Source organism: Paenibacillus sp. FSL R5-0490 (assembly GCF_001956215.1).
In the GTDB taxonomy this organism is placed as follows: domain Bacteria; phylum Bacillota; class Bacilli; order Bacillales; family Cytobacillaceae; genus Cytobacillus.
Map to the genome: position 1 here is coordinate 1 of NZ_MRTQ01000044.1, position 16,341 is coordinate 16,341.

15 protein-coding genes, 1 tRNA gene, 1 other RNA gene, 1 pseudogene and 1 other annotated feature are annotated in these 16,341 nt (G+C 44.7%); of the genes and pseudogenes, 5 read left to right on the forward strand and 13 right to left on the reverse strand.

Annotation, left to right across the window (positions count from 1 at the left end; translation table 11 throughout):
- Nucleotides 1-243: 243 nt before the first annotated feature.
- The 7 genes from BK139_RS22895 to tadA form a co-directional block, all read right to left on the reverse strand.
- Nucleotides 244-507: a pro-sigmaK processing inhibitor BofA family protein gene (locus tag BK139_RS22895; protein ID WP_076263416.1), complete on the reverse strand. Its 264-nt coding sequence runs from the start codon at nucleotides 505-507 to the stop codon at nucleotides 244-246.
- A 122-nt stretch (nucleotides 508-629) separates the two neighbouring features.
- On the reverse strand, nucleotides 630-848 hold the full coding sequence (locus BK139_RS22900) for a YaaL family protein (RefSeq protein WP_076263418.1): 219 nt from the start codon (nucleotides 846-848) through the stop codon (nucleotides 630-632).
- A gap of 17 nt (nucleotides 849-865) precedes the next feature.
- Nucleotides 866-1,462 carry a recombination mediator RecR gene (gene recR, locus BK139_RS22905; protein WP_009336775.1) on the reverse strand — a complete coding sequence of 199 codons (597 nt, stop codon included), beginning with the start codon at nucleotides 1,460-1,462 and terminating at the stop codon, nucleotides 866-868.
- A 126-nt stretch (nucleotides 1,463-1,588) separates the two neighbouring features.
- Nucleotides 1,589-1,912: a YbaB/EbfC family nucleoid-associated protein gene (locus BK139_RS22910; RefSeq protein ID WP_048011083.1), complete on the reverse strand. Its 324-nt coding sequence runs from the start codon at nucleotides 1,910-1,912 to the stop codon at nucleotides 1,589-1,591.
- 22 nt (nucleotides 1,913-1,934) lie between these two features.
- Nucleotides 1,935-3,632, reverse strand: coding sequence for a DNA polymerase III subunit gamma/tau (dnaX, locus tag BK139_RS22915; RefSeq protein ID WP_076263420.1), 1,698 nt, complete (start codon nucleotides 3,630-3,632; stop codon nucleotides 1,935-1,937).
- A 135-nt stretch (nucleotides 3,633-3,767) separates the two neighbouring features.
- Nucleotides 3,768-4,032: signal recognition particle sRNA large type (ffs, locus tag BK139_RS22920), an RNA gene on the reverse strand.
- A 79-nt stretch (nucleotides 4,033-4,111) separates the two neighbouring features.
- Nucleotides 4,112-4,648 carry a tRNA adenosine(34) deaminase TadA gene (gene tadA, locus BK139_RS22925; protein ID WP_076263423.1) on the reverse strand — a complete coding sequence of 179 codons (537 nt, stop codon included), beginning with the start codon at nucleotides 4,646-4,648 and terminating at the stop codon, nucleotides 4,112-4,114.
- A 76-nt stretch (nucleotides 4,649-4,724) separates the two neighbouring features.
- Here tadA and BK139_RS22930 point away from each other — a divergent pair.
- The 4 genes and pseudogenes from BK139_RS22930 to BK139_RS22945 all read left to right on the forward strand — a co-directional run bounded on the left by BK139_RS22930 (nucleotide 4,725) and on the right by BK139_RS22945 (nucleotide 8,129).
- A pseudogene (locus BK139_RS22930) lies at nucleotides 4,725-5,300 on the forward strand (cysteine hydrolase family protein).
- 46 nt (nucleotides 5,301-5,346) lie between these two features.
- On the forward strand, nucleotides 5,347-6,633 hold the full coding sequence (locus BK139_RS22935) for a LysM peptidoglycan-binding domain-containing protein (protein ID WP_076263425.1): 1,287 nt from the start codon (nucleotides 5,347-5,349) through the stop codon (nucleotides 6,631-6,633).
- Between the two features lie 189 nt (nucleotides 6,634-6,822).
- Entirely contained in the window at nucleotides 6,823-7,464 is a 642-nt protein-coding gene (locus BK139_RS22940; RefSeq protein WP_076263427.1) for a deoxynucleoside kinase, read from the forward strand.
- Entirely contained in the window at nucleotides 7,461-8,129 is a 669-nt protein-coding gene (locus BK139_RS22945) for a deoxynucleoside kinase (protein WP_035333477.1), read from the forward strand. Before BK139_RS22940 ends, BK139_RS22945 begins: the two co-directional genes overlap by 4 nt.
- A 208-nt stretch (nucleotides 8,130-8,337) precedes the next feature.
- On the opposite strand, the gene BK139_RS22950 is transcribed toward BK139_RS22945, so the two are convergent.
- The 6 genes from BK139_RS22950 to guaB all read right to left on the reverse strand — a co-directional run bounded on the left by BK139_RS22950 (nucleotide 8,338) and on the right by guaB (nucleotide 14,803).
- A tRNA-Ser gene (locus tag BK139_RS22950) sits at nucleotides 8,338-8,430 on the reverse strand.
- 97 nt (nucleotides 8,431-8,527) lie between these two features.
- Entirely contained in the window at nucleotides 8,528-9,805 is a 1,278-nt protein-coding gene (gene serS / locus BK139_RS22955) for a serine--tRNA ligase (protein ID WP_076263429.1), read from the reverse strand.
- A 53-nt stretch (nucleotides 9,806-9,858) separates the two neighbouring features.
- Nucleotides 9,859-10,083: a binding site (T-box leader), on the reverse strand.
- 61 nt (nucleotides 10,084-10,144) lie between these two features.
- Complete coding sequence (gene pdxT / locus BK139_RS22960) at nucleotides 10,145-10,732, reverse strand: pyridoxal 5'-phosphate synthase glutaminase subunit PdxT (RefSeq protein ID WP_076263431.1); 588 nt, start codon at nucleotides 10,730-10,732, stop codon at nucleotides 10,145-10,147.
- A gap of 11 nt (nucleotides 10,733-10,743) precedes the next feature.
- Nucleotides 10,744-11,625 carry a pyridoxal 5'-phosphate synthase lyase subunit PdxS gene (pdxS, locus tag BK139_RS22965; protein WP_076263433.1) on the reverse strand — a complete coding sequence of 294 codons (882 nt, stop codon included), beginning with the start codon at nucleotides 11,623-11,625 and terminating at the stop codon, nucleotides 10,744-10,746.
- A 161-nt stretch (nucleotides 11,626-11,786) separates the two neighbouring features.
- Nucleotides 11,787-13,091, reverse strand: coding sequence for a D-alanyl-D-alanine carboxypeptidase family protein (locus BK139_RS22970; RefSeq protein WP_286149099.1), 1,305 nt, complete (start codon nucleotides 13,089-13,091; stop codon nucleotides 11,787-11,789).
- 248 nt (nucleotides 13,092-13,339) lie between these two features.
- A complete protein-coding gene (guaB, locus tag BK139_RS22975) occupies nucleotides 13,340-14,803 on the reverse strand; it encodes an IMP dehydrogenase (RefSeq protein ID WP_076263437.1) in 1,464 nt (487 codons plus the stop codon).
- A gap of 112 nt (nucleotides 14,804-14,915) precedes the next feature.
- Here guaB and BK139_RS22980 point away from each other — a divergent pair, with 112 nt between their 5' ends.
- Nucleotides 14,916-15,875 (forward strand): YaaC family protein, encoded by a 960-nt coding sequence (locus BK139_RS22980; RefSeq protein ID WP_076263439.1) that lies wholly within the window; start codon nucleotides 14,916-14,918, stop codon nucleotides 15,873-15,875.
- Nucleotides 15,876-16,341 lie beyond the last annotated feature (466 nt).

Consider the following 16,341-nt stretch of genomic DNA (forward strand, 5'->3'; position numbering starts at 1 on the left):
GACTAATGATTTAAACGTTGACGTTTTGTTCGTTCAGTTTTCAAAGATCAATCCGCCGCTCAGAAGCGACTTTATTAATATATCATTCTCACGATTTAATGTCAACATCTTTTTTTGTAAGTTGTTTTTTCATCGCGTCGTGGTGACGACCTTTAATATAATATCACCATCAAAAAGAACTGTCAACAGAAATACTAAAAAAGATTTAAAAACAAAAACAGCCGCATAAGAACGGCTGTAAAATTAAATAATCCATGTCTGTATAGCAACAAGGGCAAACAATCCGGGAATACCCAGAAATCCGGAAATGGCCGAAGTGGCAAGGTTTATAGGAACATGAATGCCAATCTGATTCCCAAATGCATTTAAGAAAAATAATAAGAGTGCACCAATGATCAGTTTAATGGCTCCCTGCCCAATGAATCTTACCGGTTTTACCGGGGCTCCTATAAATAGAAGCAATAAAATTAATCCTCCCAGAATGGAGATCACTACGATAGGCTCCAAAAGAAAAATCCTCCTCTCAGAAAACTTGTACTACTAATTTATGATTAGTGTGTACAAAAAAGACCTTAGAGGAGGACAAGTATTTTGTTTATGGACGATTTTCTTCCCGCAAAATTAATAAATTATATTCTCACTTTAACATTTCTCTTTTTAGCTTCCCTGAATAGAAAAAAGTATTTCGCTTCGGCCAGCTTTGCCTGGCTGATTGCCTCCGGAGATGGATCAAAACTTTTTTCCACCAGTGATTTCTGGTTGTTCCAATCTGTTTTCAATCTGTTCAGCTGTTCCAGAAGCTTCTCATCAAACTCGCTGCGAAGCCATTTTTTCCTGCGAAAAAACATATATTCCGCCTCCGTGCTTAAACTTCTCTTCTTCCCTCTAACGCTTTTGAGAGCGTTACTTCATCCGCATACTCCAGGTCTCCGCCTACCGGCAGGCCATGGGCGATCCGGGTCGCCTTTATGCCGGACGGCTTGATCAGGCGGGAGATATACATGGCTGTTGCTTCCCCTTCAATATTCGGATTGGTGGCAAGAATAATCTCCTGGACCGTCTCATCCTGAAGCCTTTTCAGTAAATCAGGAATATTGATATCTTCAGGGCCAATTCCATCCATCGGTGAAATTGCTCCATGGAGGACATGATACAGCCCGTTGTATTCCTTCATCTTTTCCATGGCAATCACGTCCTTCGGATCCTGGACAACACAAATGACGGACCGGTCACGTCTCTGGTCCTCACATATATAACAGGGATCCTGGTCCGTGATATGGCCGCAGACAGAGCAGTATGATAAATTTCTTTTCGCATTGACCAGTGCTTTTGCAAAATCCAGCACAGTATCTTCTTTCATGCTTAAAACAAAAAACGCCAGACGTGCAGCCGTTTTCGGGCCGATTCCGGGCAACTTCATAAAGCTGTCAATCAGCTTGGATATCGGTTCAGGATAATGCATGTATGTTTCCTCCTATATGAAAAGGAAAAGCGCCGCGAGCATGATGGCCTGATGGATATTCCATCAGACTATGTTCGCTGGCGCCCGGCCTGTCTGTGCTTTTAAGCACTCCTTCAGGATGTTTGATTAAAACATTCCCGGCAGGTTCATTCCTTTAGTAAATTGGCCCATCGTATCGTTTGTTAAATCTTCCGCTTTTTTCAGTGCATCGTTAGTTGCCGCCAGGACAAGGTCCTGAAGCATTTCGATGTCTTCCGGATCCACAACTTCCTCTTTAATGTTAACTTCTAAAACTTGTTTATGTCCGGATACAACGACAGTCACCATTCCGCCGCCGGCTGTTCCTTCAATTCTTTTTTCGCCAAGCTCTTCCTGTGCCTGAGCCATCTTCTTTTGCATTTTCTGCATTTGCTTCATCATATTTTGCATATTTCCCATTCCACCGCGCATTTTACATACCTCCAGCTAGTTTCTATTCTTTAATTTCAATTAGTTCAGCGCCAAATAACTTGACCGCTTCAGCCACATGAGGCTCTTCCTCATTTCCGCCGAAGCCCCCGCCAGACTCATCTCCGTCACGCTGGCTGCGCAGGAAATCCTCCCTGACACTTTGCCATTGTTCATCCGGAATGCCGACCAGCTGCAATCTCTTTCCTAAAAGCTCAAACAGGATATTCCCCAAAGTATCCAGGAATTTCGCATTATCCATGGCCATCTGACAATGAATTTCATATTTGAATTTTACGATAAGAGCAGTTTCTGATGCGGCTACAGGCTCTGCTTCATTGAGAAGAGCTGCCTGGGAGCGCATCTGGTTTTGAACGAGCAGGTTCAGCATCTCGCCCCAGCGGCTCTTTACAGCCACCAGATCGTTTTTCGTTGCCTGCTTCAGTACTTCATTCACCTTCCCGACTGGCGCCTGGAAGCCTTTGCGTGAACTTCTCTGCGGCTTTTTCTGTACAGCAGGTGCTCCATCATCCTTAACCGCTATGCCGTTTTTCTTTAATTCAGCAAGCTCATGCTGCAGCTGTTCGATTTGCTGCATCAGCGGCTTGATGTCTGCAGCCTGTCCTGGTCTCTCCCGCTGTTCAAGCTGGCACAGCTTCACAATCGCCACTTCCAGGAAGATTCGCGGATGGTTGGTCCATCTCATTTCCTGCTGGGCTTTGTTCAGCACTTCAATCAGCTCATAAAGCTCTTCAGGCTCCACTTCCCCGGCAAGCTGCTGGAAGTCCTCATCGAGCATAACTCTTTCTAATGATTCCTCCAGCCTTGGAGCAGCTTTAAATAAAAGCATGTCCCGATAATACAGGATAAAGTCCTCTATAAAGCGGGATGGGTCTTTCCCCTGAAAAAGGAGCTCCTCCAGAAATTCCAGCCCGGATGCTGCATCCCTGTCTTTAACCGCTCTTGCCAGTTTATTTAAAAACCCCTGCGACACCGCACCTGTTACAGACAGGGCATCTTCAACTGTAACACGATCCTGGCTGAAGGAGATCGCCTGATCAAGCAGGCTGAGCGCATCACGCATACCGCCTTCTGCGGCTCTTGCGATGATCTGCAGGGCCTGTTCTTCATAAGCTGCTTCTGTTTCATCCGCAATCAGCTTCATTCTTCCTGTTATCGCCTGAGCCGTAATCCGTTTGAAATCGAATCGCTGGCAGCGGGAAATAATCGTCAGAGGAATTTTATGAGGCTCTGTTGTGGCTAAAATAAAAATAACATGCTTAGGCGGCTCTTCAAGCGTTTTTAACAGCGCATTGAAAGCTCCAATGGAAAGCATATGCACCTCATCGACGATGTAAACCTTATATTTTACAGCGTTCGGGGCATATTTCACTTTGTCCCTGATATCCCTGATTTCTTCTACACCATTATTGGATGCAGCATCGATTTCAATGACGTCAGGAATTGATCCGTCTGTAATCCCTCTGCAGGCCGAACACTCATTGCACGGTTCAGTGACAGGTGCCTTCTCACAGTTAACAGCCTTTGCAAGTATTTTTGCCGCACTCGTTTTACCGGTTCCGCGGGGGCCGGAAAACAAATAGGCGTGTGATATCTTCTCCTGAAGCAGGGCGTTTTGCAAAGTCTTTGTCACATGTTCCTGCCCGACAACATCGATGAACTGCTGCGGGCGCCAAACACGATATAAAGCTTGATAACTCACTGACACGCCCCCTTCCTATGTATAGTCCTTCATCTATTATAACGTATCTAAATTCCTTTTTACAAAACCTAGAGCAAAAAATACAACAAAAAACCCACCCCGCAAAAGGATGAGTTTTAGTAACAATATAAACTGCCGTGCACCTTCCGTCGACTGGCGCCCATAGGCGTTACTTAAGCAGTTAGCTCGGCCCAGGCAACCCTGCGGCACATGGGAGCGTCCACTTAATGCTGCTTCCTTCCGGACCTGACATGTTTCATGGATTCCCATTGCGCAGGACCCGGGCGTCAACACCACTTACTTAAGGCAGGCCCTACAGGACACCAGCCTCGGGAAGGGATTCAGCCTCGCTAGAGCGGATTGCGAGTACAGGGCACCGCTACCTCCCCGCCTAGCACGGCAAAGTTGATACCATATTTAGGTGCGTCTTTGTCCGACGCATTTATAAGTATACTAACAATCGGGTAAAAAAGCAATGCCTAACCATTGTCAATTCCTGTATCATGTTCCATCTGCAGCAATTGCCTTTTCTTTTTCTCTTCTTTCTTGCGCTTTCGCAAGTTCCGGAAAAAGCTCGAAAGCATTTCACCGCATTCTTCTTCCAGCACCCCTGCGACGACTTCACTCTGATGATTGAACCGCTCATCCTGCAAGAGGTTCATGAGCGTTCCGGCACAGCCGCCTTTCGGATCCCTGGCTCCATACACCACTTTTTGGATGCGCGACAGAATTATGGATCCTGAACACATCGGACAGGGCTCCAAAGTTACATAGAGAACGGCATTCTCCAGCCGCCAGGTTCCGAGTTTTTTGCATGCCTGATCAATGGCCAAGAGTTCCGCATGCGCAATTGCAGTCTGATTCACTTCTCTCAGATTATGGGCCCGGGCAATGATTTCCCCGTCCAGGACAATGACTGCGCCAATCGGAACCTCCTCCAGCCCTTCAGCAAGCTTAGCTTCCTTGATGGCCTCCCGCATATACAGTTCATCTTCAGTGAATGATTCCTGAATCAAATATCTTCATTCCTTCTCTTAACATCTGTGTAAAAGCGGCTCCTTTTACGAAAAATAATCTTAAAGGAGCGATTCGATGAAAAATCCGCAAGCCTATAAACCGGCTCTTATCATTATTGACATGATTAACGACTTTCATTTTCACCATGGCAAAATCCTTGCTGAAAAAGCATTGAATATCATAAAACCCATCAATGAACTAAAGACTGCATTCCATGAACAGGATCTCCCGGTCATTTACGTGAATGATCATTATAACCTCTGGAAGGCTGATCTCGATACGATTATGAACCATTGCCGCAATCCTGTCAGTTAGCGTATCCTTCATGAAATACATCCGTCACCGGATGATTATTTTTTAATAAAGCCAAAGTACTCCGCTTTTTATGGCACTGCCTTAAATACTCTCCTGCACCAGCTCGGCGTCAATCTGCTTGTTATGGCGGGAATCGCAGGCAATATCTGTGTCCTGTTTTCAGCCAATGACGCTTATATGAGAGAATACCATCTGCATATACCGCATGACTGCATCGCTTCCAACGACGACCATGATAATGAAAATGCCTTAAAGATGATGGAAAACGTATTAAAAGCCAATATATCTTCCTTCTCTGAAAACAATTATAACATTTCTTCCATGTTTCCTTCATAAAATGGCAGTAGTGTTTTAAGATGTGTTTTTCCGGGAGGGAGATAGATTGCAGATTCATGTTATCCAGCAAAACCAGTCTTTGTTCGGCATTGCCCAGGCATATGGAACGACAGTTGAAGATCTCGTTGAAGCAAACGAAATTCCCAATCCAAATAATCTTGTGATCGGCCAGACACTGGTTATTCCGATAATTGGAAGCTTTTATTGGGTGCAGCCCGGTGACAGCCTTTACTCGATTTCAAGAAGGTTCGGCATTTCTTTTCAGCAGCTGGCATCAGTCAATGGCATTTCAGTAAGCCAGCCGCTTCAGGTGGGGTTCCGCCTTTATATTCCGCCCCGCCCGAAAACGAAAGCAGAATTCAATGCCTATGTGGAGCCAAGAGGCAATACAGTCGCCCCTGAGCTGGAGGAAAGCGCAAGAGAGGCCGCGCCTTATCTGACCTATCTGGCGCCGTTCAGTTTTCAGGCTCTCCGCGATGGCTCTTTGAAGGAGCCGCTTCTGAATGATTTCCCAGCTATTGCGAGAGCCAATAATAATGTACTGATGATGGTAATCACCAATCAGGAAAACGATCAGTTCAGTGACGAACTCGGCAGAATATTGTTAAATGATATGGCGATTCAGAATAAATTCCTGGATAACATTACAGCCACAGCAAAGAAATACGGCTTCAGGGATATTCATTTTGACTTCGAATTTCTGCGCCCGGAGGACCGCGAAGCTTATAACAACTTTCTCAGAAAAGCAAAGGCAAGATTCAGGCAGGAAGGCTGGCTGATTTCCACAGCATTAGCCCCGAAAACCAGCGCTGAACAGAAAGGGCTCTGGTATGAGGCTCATGATTATAAAGCCCACGGGGAGATTGTTGATTTCGTGGTCATCATGACCTATGAATGGGGCTACAGCGGCGGTCCGGCTATGGCCGTTTCCCCAATCGGCCCAGTGAGGCAGGTATTGGAATACGCGATCAGCGAAATGCCATCTTCTAAAATTATGATGGGCCAGAACTTGTATGGCTATGACTGGACGCTTCCCTTTGTTCAGGGCACCACCGCAAAAGCCGTCAGTCCGCAGCAGGCCATACAGATCGCAGCGGAAAATAATGTGGCCATTCAATATGACTACAAAGCACAGGCCCCATTTTTTAATTACACAGCACCTGACGGGAAAAGGCATGAAGTCTGGTTTGAGGATGCCCGCTCCATCCAGGCGAAATTCGACTTAATCAAAGAACTGAAGCTGCGGGGCATGAGCTACTGGAAGCTCGGCCTGTCTTTCCCGCAAAATTGGCTTCTGATTACGGAAAACTTCAATGTGACAAAAAGAGCATGATTACTCAGCAGCTGCCGCTTACAGGCAGCTTTTTTATTTTTCAGATAATAGGCTCTTATTTTCTTATTTCCAGCTGAAATTCCATATCCCTTCCACTCCATACTGTGATAAAATAAGCTTTGTGTCATTTTGGAACGTACCTATAAATGGTTTCTATAGATAAATAAGCAATGCAGGAGGACGATCACTATGGGGGGAATACCTTTTATTACAGTAGAGGGGCCGATTGGCGTTGGGAAAACGTCTCTCGCTAAAGCAATTTCTGAGAAATTACAGTATGCCTTACTAAAAGAGATTGTTGATGAAAATCCTTTTTTGGGAAAATTCTATGAAAACATTGAAGAATGGAGCTTTCAGACTGAAATGTTTTTCCTCTGCAACCGCTATAAACAGCTGGTTGATATCAACAATCACTACCTGTCTCAAAATAAGCCTGTTGTGGCTGATTATCATATTTTCAAGAATCTGATCTTTGCGCAGCGCACACTAAATCAGACTGAATATCAGAAGTATTTGAAGATCTACGACATTCTGACGGGTGATATGCCAAAGCCGAATGTCATCATCTATCTTAATGCCAGCCTCGAAACACTGCTCGACCGAATCGAGCTGAGAGGCCGTGAAATTGAAAAGAACATCAGTCCGTTATATCTTGAGCAATTATCCCTTGATTATGAAACTGCTATGAATGAGTTCGAAAGGCAGCACCCGGATATCCCGGTCATCCGCTTTAATGGGGATCAGCTGGATTTTGTAAAAAATGAAGCAGACTTAATGCATATATTCGATACCTTATCGACATCATTAAAAAAGAGGAGTATACACTTATGAATCTTAGGCAGAAATATGAGATTCCTTCGAACGCCGTCATTACCATTGCCGGAACCGTTGGAGTCGGAAAATCAACAATGACCAATGCGCTTGCGGATGCACTGGGGTTCCGAACCTCTTTCGAAAAGGTTGATACAAATCCTTACCTTGATAAGTTCTATGCCGATTTCAACCGCTGGAGTTTTCACCTGCAGGTTTACTTCCTGGCTGAACGCTTCAAGGATCAGAAGCGCATTTTCGAATATGGCGGCGGCTTTGTTCAGGACCGCTCCATTTATGAAGACACAGGCATCTTTGCAAAAATGCATTATGAAAAAGGGACGATGTCCAAAGTCGACTACGAAACCTACACCAGTTTATTTGATGCAATGGTGATGACACCATACTTCCCGCATCCTGATTTGCTTATTTACCTGGAAGGCTCGCTTGATGACATTCTTTCCCGCATCCAGGAGCGCGGCCGTCCGATGGAGCAGCAGACGCCGATTTCCTACTGGGAAGAAATGCACCAGCGCTATGAAAATTGGATCAACAGCTTTAACGCATGCCCGGTCCTGCGCCTGAATATCAATGATTATGACATTATTCAGAATGAGCAATCCATTGAGCCGATTGTGGAGCGCATTTCTTACTTCTTAAGACAAACGCAATTATTGAAAAAATAACCGCCATTATCGGCGGTTTTTTCTTTGGAAGATAAGGAAGTATATAATTTTGGAACGACGATAACTGTCTAGCTCCAGCGCCTACCCCCTCGGGGTGTCGGGGGTGAGCAAGGCGCTTGCGCTTTTCTTAAACACAAAAAAACCGCTGATGCGATCAGCAGTTTTATGTATCTCCAATATTTATGCGCGTGTTAGATGTCAATTAAAATGGAGGAGGAAAGGGGATTCGAACCCCTGCGCGGTTTGACCCGCCTGTCGGTTTTCAAGACCGATCCCTTCAGCCGGACTTGGGTATTCCTCCGCATCGACAAGAAATACTATATCATTTCTCAAATAGGATGTCAACATCATTTTATAAAAAAATAGAGCGGATTAAAAATCCGCTCCGAACTTTTTTATTAAGGCTTAATAACTTCGCGATTGCCCATATACGGACGAAGTACTTCCGGAATGATAACACTTCCGTCAGCCTGCTGATAATTTTCCAGAATAGCTGCCACCGTGCGGCCGATCGCAAGGCCAGATCCATTCAGTGTGTGCACATGCTCCGGCTTGCCTTTTGCCTCGCGGCGGAAGCGGATATTGGCACGTCTTGCCTGGAATCCTTCGAAGTTACTGCAAGAAGAGATTTCTCTGTACGTGTTATAGCTTGGGATCCAAACCTCGATATCATATTTCTTCGCAGCTGTGAATCCAAGATCGCCTGTGCACATGCTCATCACACGGTAAGGAAGGCCAAGCAGCTGAAGGACTTTTTCTGCGTGTCCAGTCAATTTTTCAAGCTCATCATAAGACTCTTCAGGCTTCACAAACTTCACAAGCTCTACCTTATTGAACTGATGCTGGCGGATCAGCCCGCGTGTATCACGGCCGGCAGAACCTGCTTCAGAACGGAAGCATGCACTGAATGCCGCATAATTAATCGGAAGCTCATCTGCATTCAGAATTTCTTCCCTGTGCATATTGGTGACAGGCACCTCGGCAGTTGGAATCAGGAAGTAATCCTCGCTTTCAATCAGGAACGCATCTTCTTCAAATTTCGGAAGCTGTCCTGTTCCTGTCATGCTTGCACGGTTGACCATGTACGGAGGAAGAACTTCCTTATAGCCATGTTCATCTGTGTGCAAATCAAGCATGAAGTTGAATAAGGCGCGCTCAAGGCGGGCACCAAGGCCTTTGTAGAATACAAAGCGGCTGCCTGTTACTTTGCTGGCGCGTTCGAAATCGAGCAGATCAAGATCTGTCGCTACATCCCAGTGCGGCTTTGGCTCGAAATCAAATTCACGAAGTTCTCCCCATTGGCGGATTTCCACATTATCGTCTTCTGTTTCACCGACAGGCACGCTTTCATGCGGAATGTTCGGAATGCTCAGCAGCAATTGGTCCAATTCTTCCTCAACCGTGCGGAGCTCCTCATCCAATGCTTTAATTTTGTCGCCGACTTCTCTCATTTCTGTGATTAAATGATCTGCATCCTGCTTTTCGCGCTTTAAGGCTGCAACCTGCTGGGATACTTCATTCCTTTTGCTCTTCAGCTGTTCTGCTTCAACAATCAATTCACGTCTTTTCACATCCAGATCCTCGAATTTTCCGAGATCCGTCAAATCCTCGCCGCGGTGCTGAAGCTTGTTTTTCACTTCTTCAAAATTAGCTCTCAAAAATTTAATGTCCAGCATTTTTAAGTACCTCCTGAAAAATAATTTAGAACACAAAAAACTCCCGTCCCCAAAAAAGGGACGAGAGTTACCCGCGTTGCCACCCTAGTTGAAAGCATAAGCTTTCCACCTTAAATCCATAACGGTTTTAACCGAAAGCATTTACTTTTCCCGGACCATTCCGGGTGTTCCATGCTTTGCTCGAGGATGGATTCACAGGGTTTATTCACCGGTTCACACCAGCCACCGGCTCTCTACAGAACAAAGTTCCTGTTACTAGTTCCTCTCATTGCTTTTCAGCTATAAGAATTTTGTAATTCATAATGTACTACAATTATGTTCCATTTGCAACCAAAATATTCAAATTGCTAATTGCTTGGACTCTTTAATCATTTCAACAAAATAGCCTGTCAGGCGATGGTCATCCGTCAGTTCCGGGTGGAATGAGCAACCGAGGAATCTGCCTTCGCGCGCAGCCACAATCCGGTCATTGTGCTTGGCGAGAATTTCAACATTCTCCCCCGCCTCGACAATATGCGGCGCACGAATAAAGACTGCCGCAAAGTCTTCTGCCACTCCGGCAATATTAAGATCAGCCTCAAAGCTTTCACGCTGGCGGCCGAATGAATTTCTTTCCACCCGGACATCCATCACACCAATATGAGGTTCATCATAGCCAATAATGTGTTTTGCAAGGAGGATCAGCCCGGCACATGTACCGAACATCGGCTTTCCTGACTGGGCAAATTGCTTAAGGCTGTCCATAAAATCATATTTATCAATGAGACGTCTCATGGTCGTGCTCTCGCCGCCAGGCAGGATCAGCCCGTCCACCTCATCAAGCTGCTCTTTGCGTTTGATGACCACAGCTTCGGCGCCGCATGCTTCTACCGATAGTACATGCTCTCTGACCGCACCCTGCAGCCCTAATACTCCAACCTTTATCATATCTATTCTCCTTACCAGCCGCGCTCCTGCATACGAGCTTCAGGAGCCAATGAAGAAATTTCGATTCCCTTCATCGGTGTGCCAAGTTCTTTTGAAAGTTCAGCAATCAATTTGTAGTCCTGGTAATGTGTAGTAGCTTCCACAATGGCACGTGCAAATTTAGCAGGGTTTTCAGATTTGAAGATACCTGATCCTACGAACACACCGTCAGCACCAAGCTCCATCATTAGTGCTGCATCTGCAGGTGTTGCAACACCGCCTGCTGCGAAGTTTACGACCGGAAGGCGTCCAAGGCTCTTAATTTCCAAAAGAAGCTCATATGGCGCTCCCAGAAGCTTAGCTTCTGTCATTAACTCATCTTCATTCATGCCGACAACCTTGCGCACCTGTGCATTCACCTTGCGGATATGGCGCACAGCTTCAACGATGTTTCCAGTTCCAGGCTCACCCTTTGTACGAAGCATGGAAGCACCTTCGCCAATACGGCGTGCTGCTTCGCCTAAATCACGGCATCCGCAAACGAATGGAACAGTGTAGTCTCTTTTATTCAAATGGTATTCTTCATCAGCAGGAGTTAAAACTTCACTCTCATCTATGTAATCGACACCCATCGCTTCAAGTATACGAGCTTCTACAATATGGCCGATACGCGCTTTTGCCATTACCGGGATTGAAACTGCACCAATTACTTCTTCCATAATACGCGGATCTGCCATACGTGCTACACCGCCGGCTGCACGGATATCAGAAGGAACGCGCTCAAGTGCCATAACTGCTACTGCACCAGCTTCTTCTGCGATTTTTGCCTGCTCAGCGTTTACGACGTCCATAATAACGCCGCCTTTTTGCATTTCTGCCATTCCCCGTTTAACACGATCTGTACCTGTCTTCATGTTTATCCCCCTTCGTAAATACCATCTGCTTTGGATGGGTTAAATATTATGATAAAAATAACTTTTCAAAAAAAGGAAAATAGATTACTTTACTCGGAATTTTCCCTATTGAAAATATGCAATGAAAAAGGGCTCCTGTCAAGACAGGAAAGCCCTTTTTCTTAAAACCAACCTTTTACAGTTGAGGAAACACTTCCCCATAGGTCACCGAAGAAACCGCCGATGCTGCGCATAGTCAGCACGAACCAGTTTGCTTTTTCAACACTTTCAGCGGCTACAACATCCACCTGGATATTGCCTTTGCCTTTATCGGACAGGAACTCAAGCTTCCCGTCCTCTTTGGACTCGATCGTTAAGTAGCCGACCTTTTCTCCCTTTTTAATTGGAGCAGTCAATTCACCATTTTCATTTAATTTCTTTTTATCCAGAACAAGAACGGGCTTAAAGTTTTCCTTTTCCCCATTTCTCATCACCATTTCGATGGCATCTTTGGAAGAAATCTTCACTTTATCTTCTTTCCCTTTTGTAACAGGCACTGTTTTCTGGCCTTTCACCTGATATTTGGCAGGAACGATTTCTTCTTTCGTGAAGTTGGTGAAACCGAAGTCGAACATTTTCTTGGTTTCATCGAATCTGGATTTATAAGTAGCCTGGCCATTCGCTCCTTTAGCGTTCATGACAACACTGATGTAGCGGTTGCCATCTCTCAGCGCAGTTCCTGTGAAGCAGTATCCGGCAAAGTCAGTTGTACCTGTTTTAAGGCCATCTGCCCCTTCATAGCCATATACCAGCTCCGGAAGCATCCAGTTCCAGTTTTCCATTTTAATTTCATCATCTGTACCCTCTCTGAAGGTCTTTCTAGGGGTACTTGCCGTTTCCAGTACTTCCGGGAACCGGTTAATCAATTCTTTAGCCAGCATGGCTGTATCTCTTGCTGACATTACGTTTTCTTCTTCAGGGCCGCCTGCTGGAGGGGATCCCTTTAAATCGCGGTTATTCAGACCGCTGGAATTAACAAATTTATAGTCTTTCAGCCCAAGCTCTGCTGCTTTTTCGTTCATCATTTTAACAAAGTTGGTTTCTGAACCGGCAATCGTTTCTGCAATCGCAATCGTTGCACCATTCGCAGAGTAGATAGCCATAGCTTCATACAATTCACGGATATTGTATTTGCCGTCTCTTCTTAACGGGACATTCGATAAGGCACGGTCCTGTGAAACTTTCCATACATATTCACTTACTGCGTATTCCTGATCCCACTTCACTTTGCCTTTTTCAACGGCTTCAAGAAGCAGGTATTCAGTCATCATTTTCGTCATACTGGCAATACCCAGTACTTTATCCGCATTTTTTTGATATAAAATCTTTCCGGTCTCTGCATCTACTAAAATAGCAGCATCGGCATTGATATTTAAAATATCTTCCGCATGTGCTTTATGTATACCAGGTAAAAGACCTAATATCATGACCAAGGCAAGGAATCCAGCGATAGACTTACGGTATAATGTTTTCTTCAATTTTACTGCCCTCCAACGTTTTAATACACTTTTGTTATTTTATCATAACTCTGATTCAAAGAATAGATAGAGTAATTACCTATTCCTGCCTCTCTTGTGGCATGATTGGCCCACATGCTTGCACTGATATTTTCCTAGTATCCATTTTCGGGCATAAAAATAAGCAGAAGAGGTTTCCCTCTTCTGCTTTTTATGGATTATAGCGAGTAGTTTGGCGCCTCTTTTGTGATCTGCACATCATGCGGATGGCTTTCTCTCAGGCCTGCACCAGTCATTTTAATGAATTGGGCATTTTCGCGAAGCTCGTGAAGATCTTTTGTTCCGCAATAGCCCATTCCTGAACGGATACCGCCGACAAGCTGGTAAATCGTATCGGATAAAGGCCCTTTATAGGCAATGCGCCCTTCGATTCCCTCTGGAACGAACTTTTTATTATCTTCCTGGAAGTAACGGTCTTTTGAACCTTTTTCCATGGCTGCAACAGAACCCATTCCTCTGTATACCTTGAAGCGGCGTCCCTGGAAAATTTCCGTTTCGCCCGGGCTTTCAGAAACACCGGCAAGAAGGCTGCCAAGCATAACAGCATGTCCGCCGGCTGCCAATGCTTTCACAATATCCCCTGAATATTTGATTCCGCCATCAGCAATAATGGACTTGCCATGCTTGCGTGCTTCGGTTGCACAGTCATAAACAGCTGTGATCTGCGGTACCCCTACACCTGCAACAACGCGTGTTGTACAAATCGATCCAGGTCCGATTCCCACTTTTACAATATCGGCACCTGCTTCAATCAAATCCCTTGTCGCTTCAGCTGTCGCAACGTTTCCGGCAATAATGGCGAGATCCGGATAAGTGTTCCTGATTTCACGTACGGTATCAAGCACGCCTTTTGAATGTCCATGTGCTGTATCCACTACGATGACATCCACATGTGATTTCACAAGCATTTCAACACGCTTCATCGTGTCGCCGGTTACGCCAACTGCTGCACCTGCCAGCAGGCGCCCGCGCTCATCCTTTGCCGAGTTAGGAAACTCAATAACTTTTTCAATATCTTTAATGGTGATTAACCCTTTTAAAACACCTGCATCATCTACCAGCGGCAATTTTTCAATTTTATGCCTCTGGAGAATCTTTTCTGCTTCATCCAATGTGGTTCCAACCGGAGCCGTTACAAGGTTTTCCTTTGTCATCACATCGGAGATTTTTATCGAAAAGTCCTGAATGAATCGGAGGTCACGGTTTGTCAGAATGCCAACAAGCTTCAATTCCTCAGTATTGTTGACGATAGGCACACCGGAAATCCGGTATTTTCCCATTAGATGTTCTGCGTCAAATACCTGCTGTTCTGGAGTAAGAAAGAATGGGTCCGTAATAACGCCGCTTTCTGAACGTTTTACTTTATCCACCTGATCAGCCTGCTGTTCTATGGACATGTTTTTATGGATAACTCCCAAACCGCCCTGGCGCGCCATAGCGATCGCCATTTCTGCTTCAGTTACCGTATCCATTCCGGCACTGATCACTGGAATGTTGAGTGCAATCTTTTCAGTCAAATTAACTTTGAGGCTTACATCACGAGGAAGCACCTCTGATTTCGATGGAACCAGTAAAACATCATCAAAAGTTAAACCTTCTTTAGCAAACTTAGTTTCCCACATCTTTTTTGACCTCCTGGACTCGAAAATATTATTAGTAGGTTATCAATTGGACAAAATACTGTCAAGGACGGATTAATATGTTGGATTTTTCAAAAGATTCGGAGGACTCTCAGTGATACATCCATTTGATTTTAAAAGCTCCTTTTTATATTTTTTTTCTGCGAACACATCACAGGAATTTTTAAAGAAATGCTACCAAAAGCAAAACCTGGATCAGGCTGAACAGAAGAGCTATGAAAACAGTTACCCTTTTATATACTATCTAGAACACGGGCAAGTATACTATGAGCAGGCAGAGAAGGCACCATTGGTCATCAAGCCGATTCTCTTTTTTTATGGACTTGTTCACCTTGTGAAGGCCTGCATACTGACTGTAGATCCTAATTATCCCGAGACTACTTCTGTTTTGGCACACGGGGTATCTGCCCGGAAAAGGAAAAAGCAGCAATATAATTTTTTTCAGGATGAAGTGAAATTTCAAAAAAGCGGGCTTTTCCCTTATATGGGAGAAAAATTGTTTCACATGAAACATTTGGAAGGCGAAAAAACAACGATGGGAGAGTTATTTGGCCAGATTCCGGAGCTTAATGATTTGTACAGCCAGACAGAGGGCCGTAAGACTTTTCTCGAAGCTGGGCTGGAAAAGGATATATTGATTTTGCCAAAGGTAATCCTTGATCGCTTTCATATGACCGAGTCCCGTTTTGTGGAATTTCTGCAGTCAAAGTCAGACTCTAATATAAGCTTTCAGGAATCAGAGGAATCAGCATTAAAATTCAAGATGGAAAATTTGAATACATATAATTTCAAGCCCTTACGGTATAGTCCGGATACCGGAAAGTTTTTCTTCCCGATGGCCAAAGATGAATTGATTGATTTCCCTGAACTTCTTATTCATTATCTGCTTCTGTATAACTTAAGCATGATTGCCCGCTACGAAACAGAATGGTGGAGCGAACTCATCAAAATGATGCCGAATAAAGACTATCCGTTTATTCAAACTTTCCTTCAAATTACGGCGGCAAAGGGGCCGTATTTGATTTATCAGTATTTGGCTGATAAGAAGCAGTAAGGTTATTGGGGGGTTATGCTGGCTGCAGAATTCAATTGTGGCCTGCATTTGTAGTTTTGTTTTGGGCGTGAGGAAGAGGCAGAGTGCAGCGATGGTTGAATTTAATCGGTGGCCGGCTGTTTTTCCAGGGAAGGAGCATAGCATGGCGGTATATCTAACAGGTTTTGGAGTTTATCTAGCATGTTTTGGGTTTTATCTAGCAGGTTTATGAATTTATCTAACAGGATTTTTGATTTATCTAGCATGTTTTGGAGTTTATCTTACATTTGGCACAATTCTTCGTTGCAGAGACATATGCTGGCCGAAGTGACGCATAAATGCATTTTTCAATAAAATGAAGAGTCCAGTTGATTCAGATACCTATAATTACACACAAAAAAGAGCACCCCTCAGGTGCTCTTTCATGTGCCCGGCAGCGTCCTACTCTCACAGGGGGACAGCCCCCAACTACCATCGGCGCTGAGAA

Bases quoted from the DNA above. Each gene is read 5' to 3' on its own strand.
- BK139_RS22940 (WP_076263427.1), top strand. From the start codon at position 6,823: ATGGGGGGAATACCTTTTATTACAGTAGAGGGGCCGATTGGCGTTGGG.
- BK139_RS22970 (WP_286149099.1), bottom strand. From the start codon at position 13,091: ATGATATTAGGTCTTTTACCTGGTATACATAAAGCACATGCGGAAGAT.
- pdxT (WP_076263431.1), bottom strand. From the start codon at position 10,732: ATGATAAAGGTTGGAGTATTAGGGCTGCAGGGTGCGGTCAGAGAGCAT.
- recR (WP_009336775.1), bottom strand. From the start codon at position 1,462: ATGCATTATCCTGAACCGATATCCAAGCTGATTGACAGCTTTATGAAG.
- serS (WP_076263429.1), bottom strand. From the start codon at position 9,805: ATGCTGGACATTAAATTTTTGAGAGCTAATTTTGAAGAAGTGAAAAAC.
- BK139_RS22910 (WP_048011083.1), bottom strand. From the start codon at position 1,912: ATGCGCGGTGGAATGGGAAATATGCAAAATATGATGAAGCAAATGCAG.
- guaB (WP_076263437.1), bottom strand. From the start codon at position 14,803: ATGTGGGAAACTAAGTTTGCTAAAGAAGGTTTAACTTTTGATGATGTT.
- BK139_RS22900 (WP_076263418.1), bottom strand. From the start codon at position 848: ATGTTTTTTCGCAGGAAAAAATGGCTTCGCAGCGAGTTTGATGAGAAG.
- pdxS (WP_076263433.1), bottom strand. From the start codon at position 11,625: ATGAAGACAGGTACAGATCGTGTTAAACGGGGAATGGCAGAAATGCAA.
- BK139_RS22945 (WP_035333477.1), top strand. From the start codon at position 7,461: ATGAATCTTAGGCAGAAATATGAGATTCCTTCGAACGCCGTCATTACC.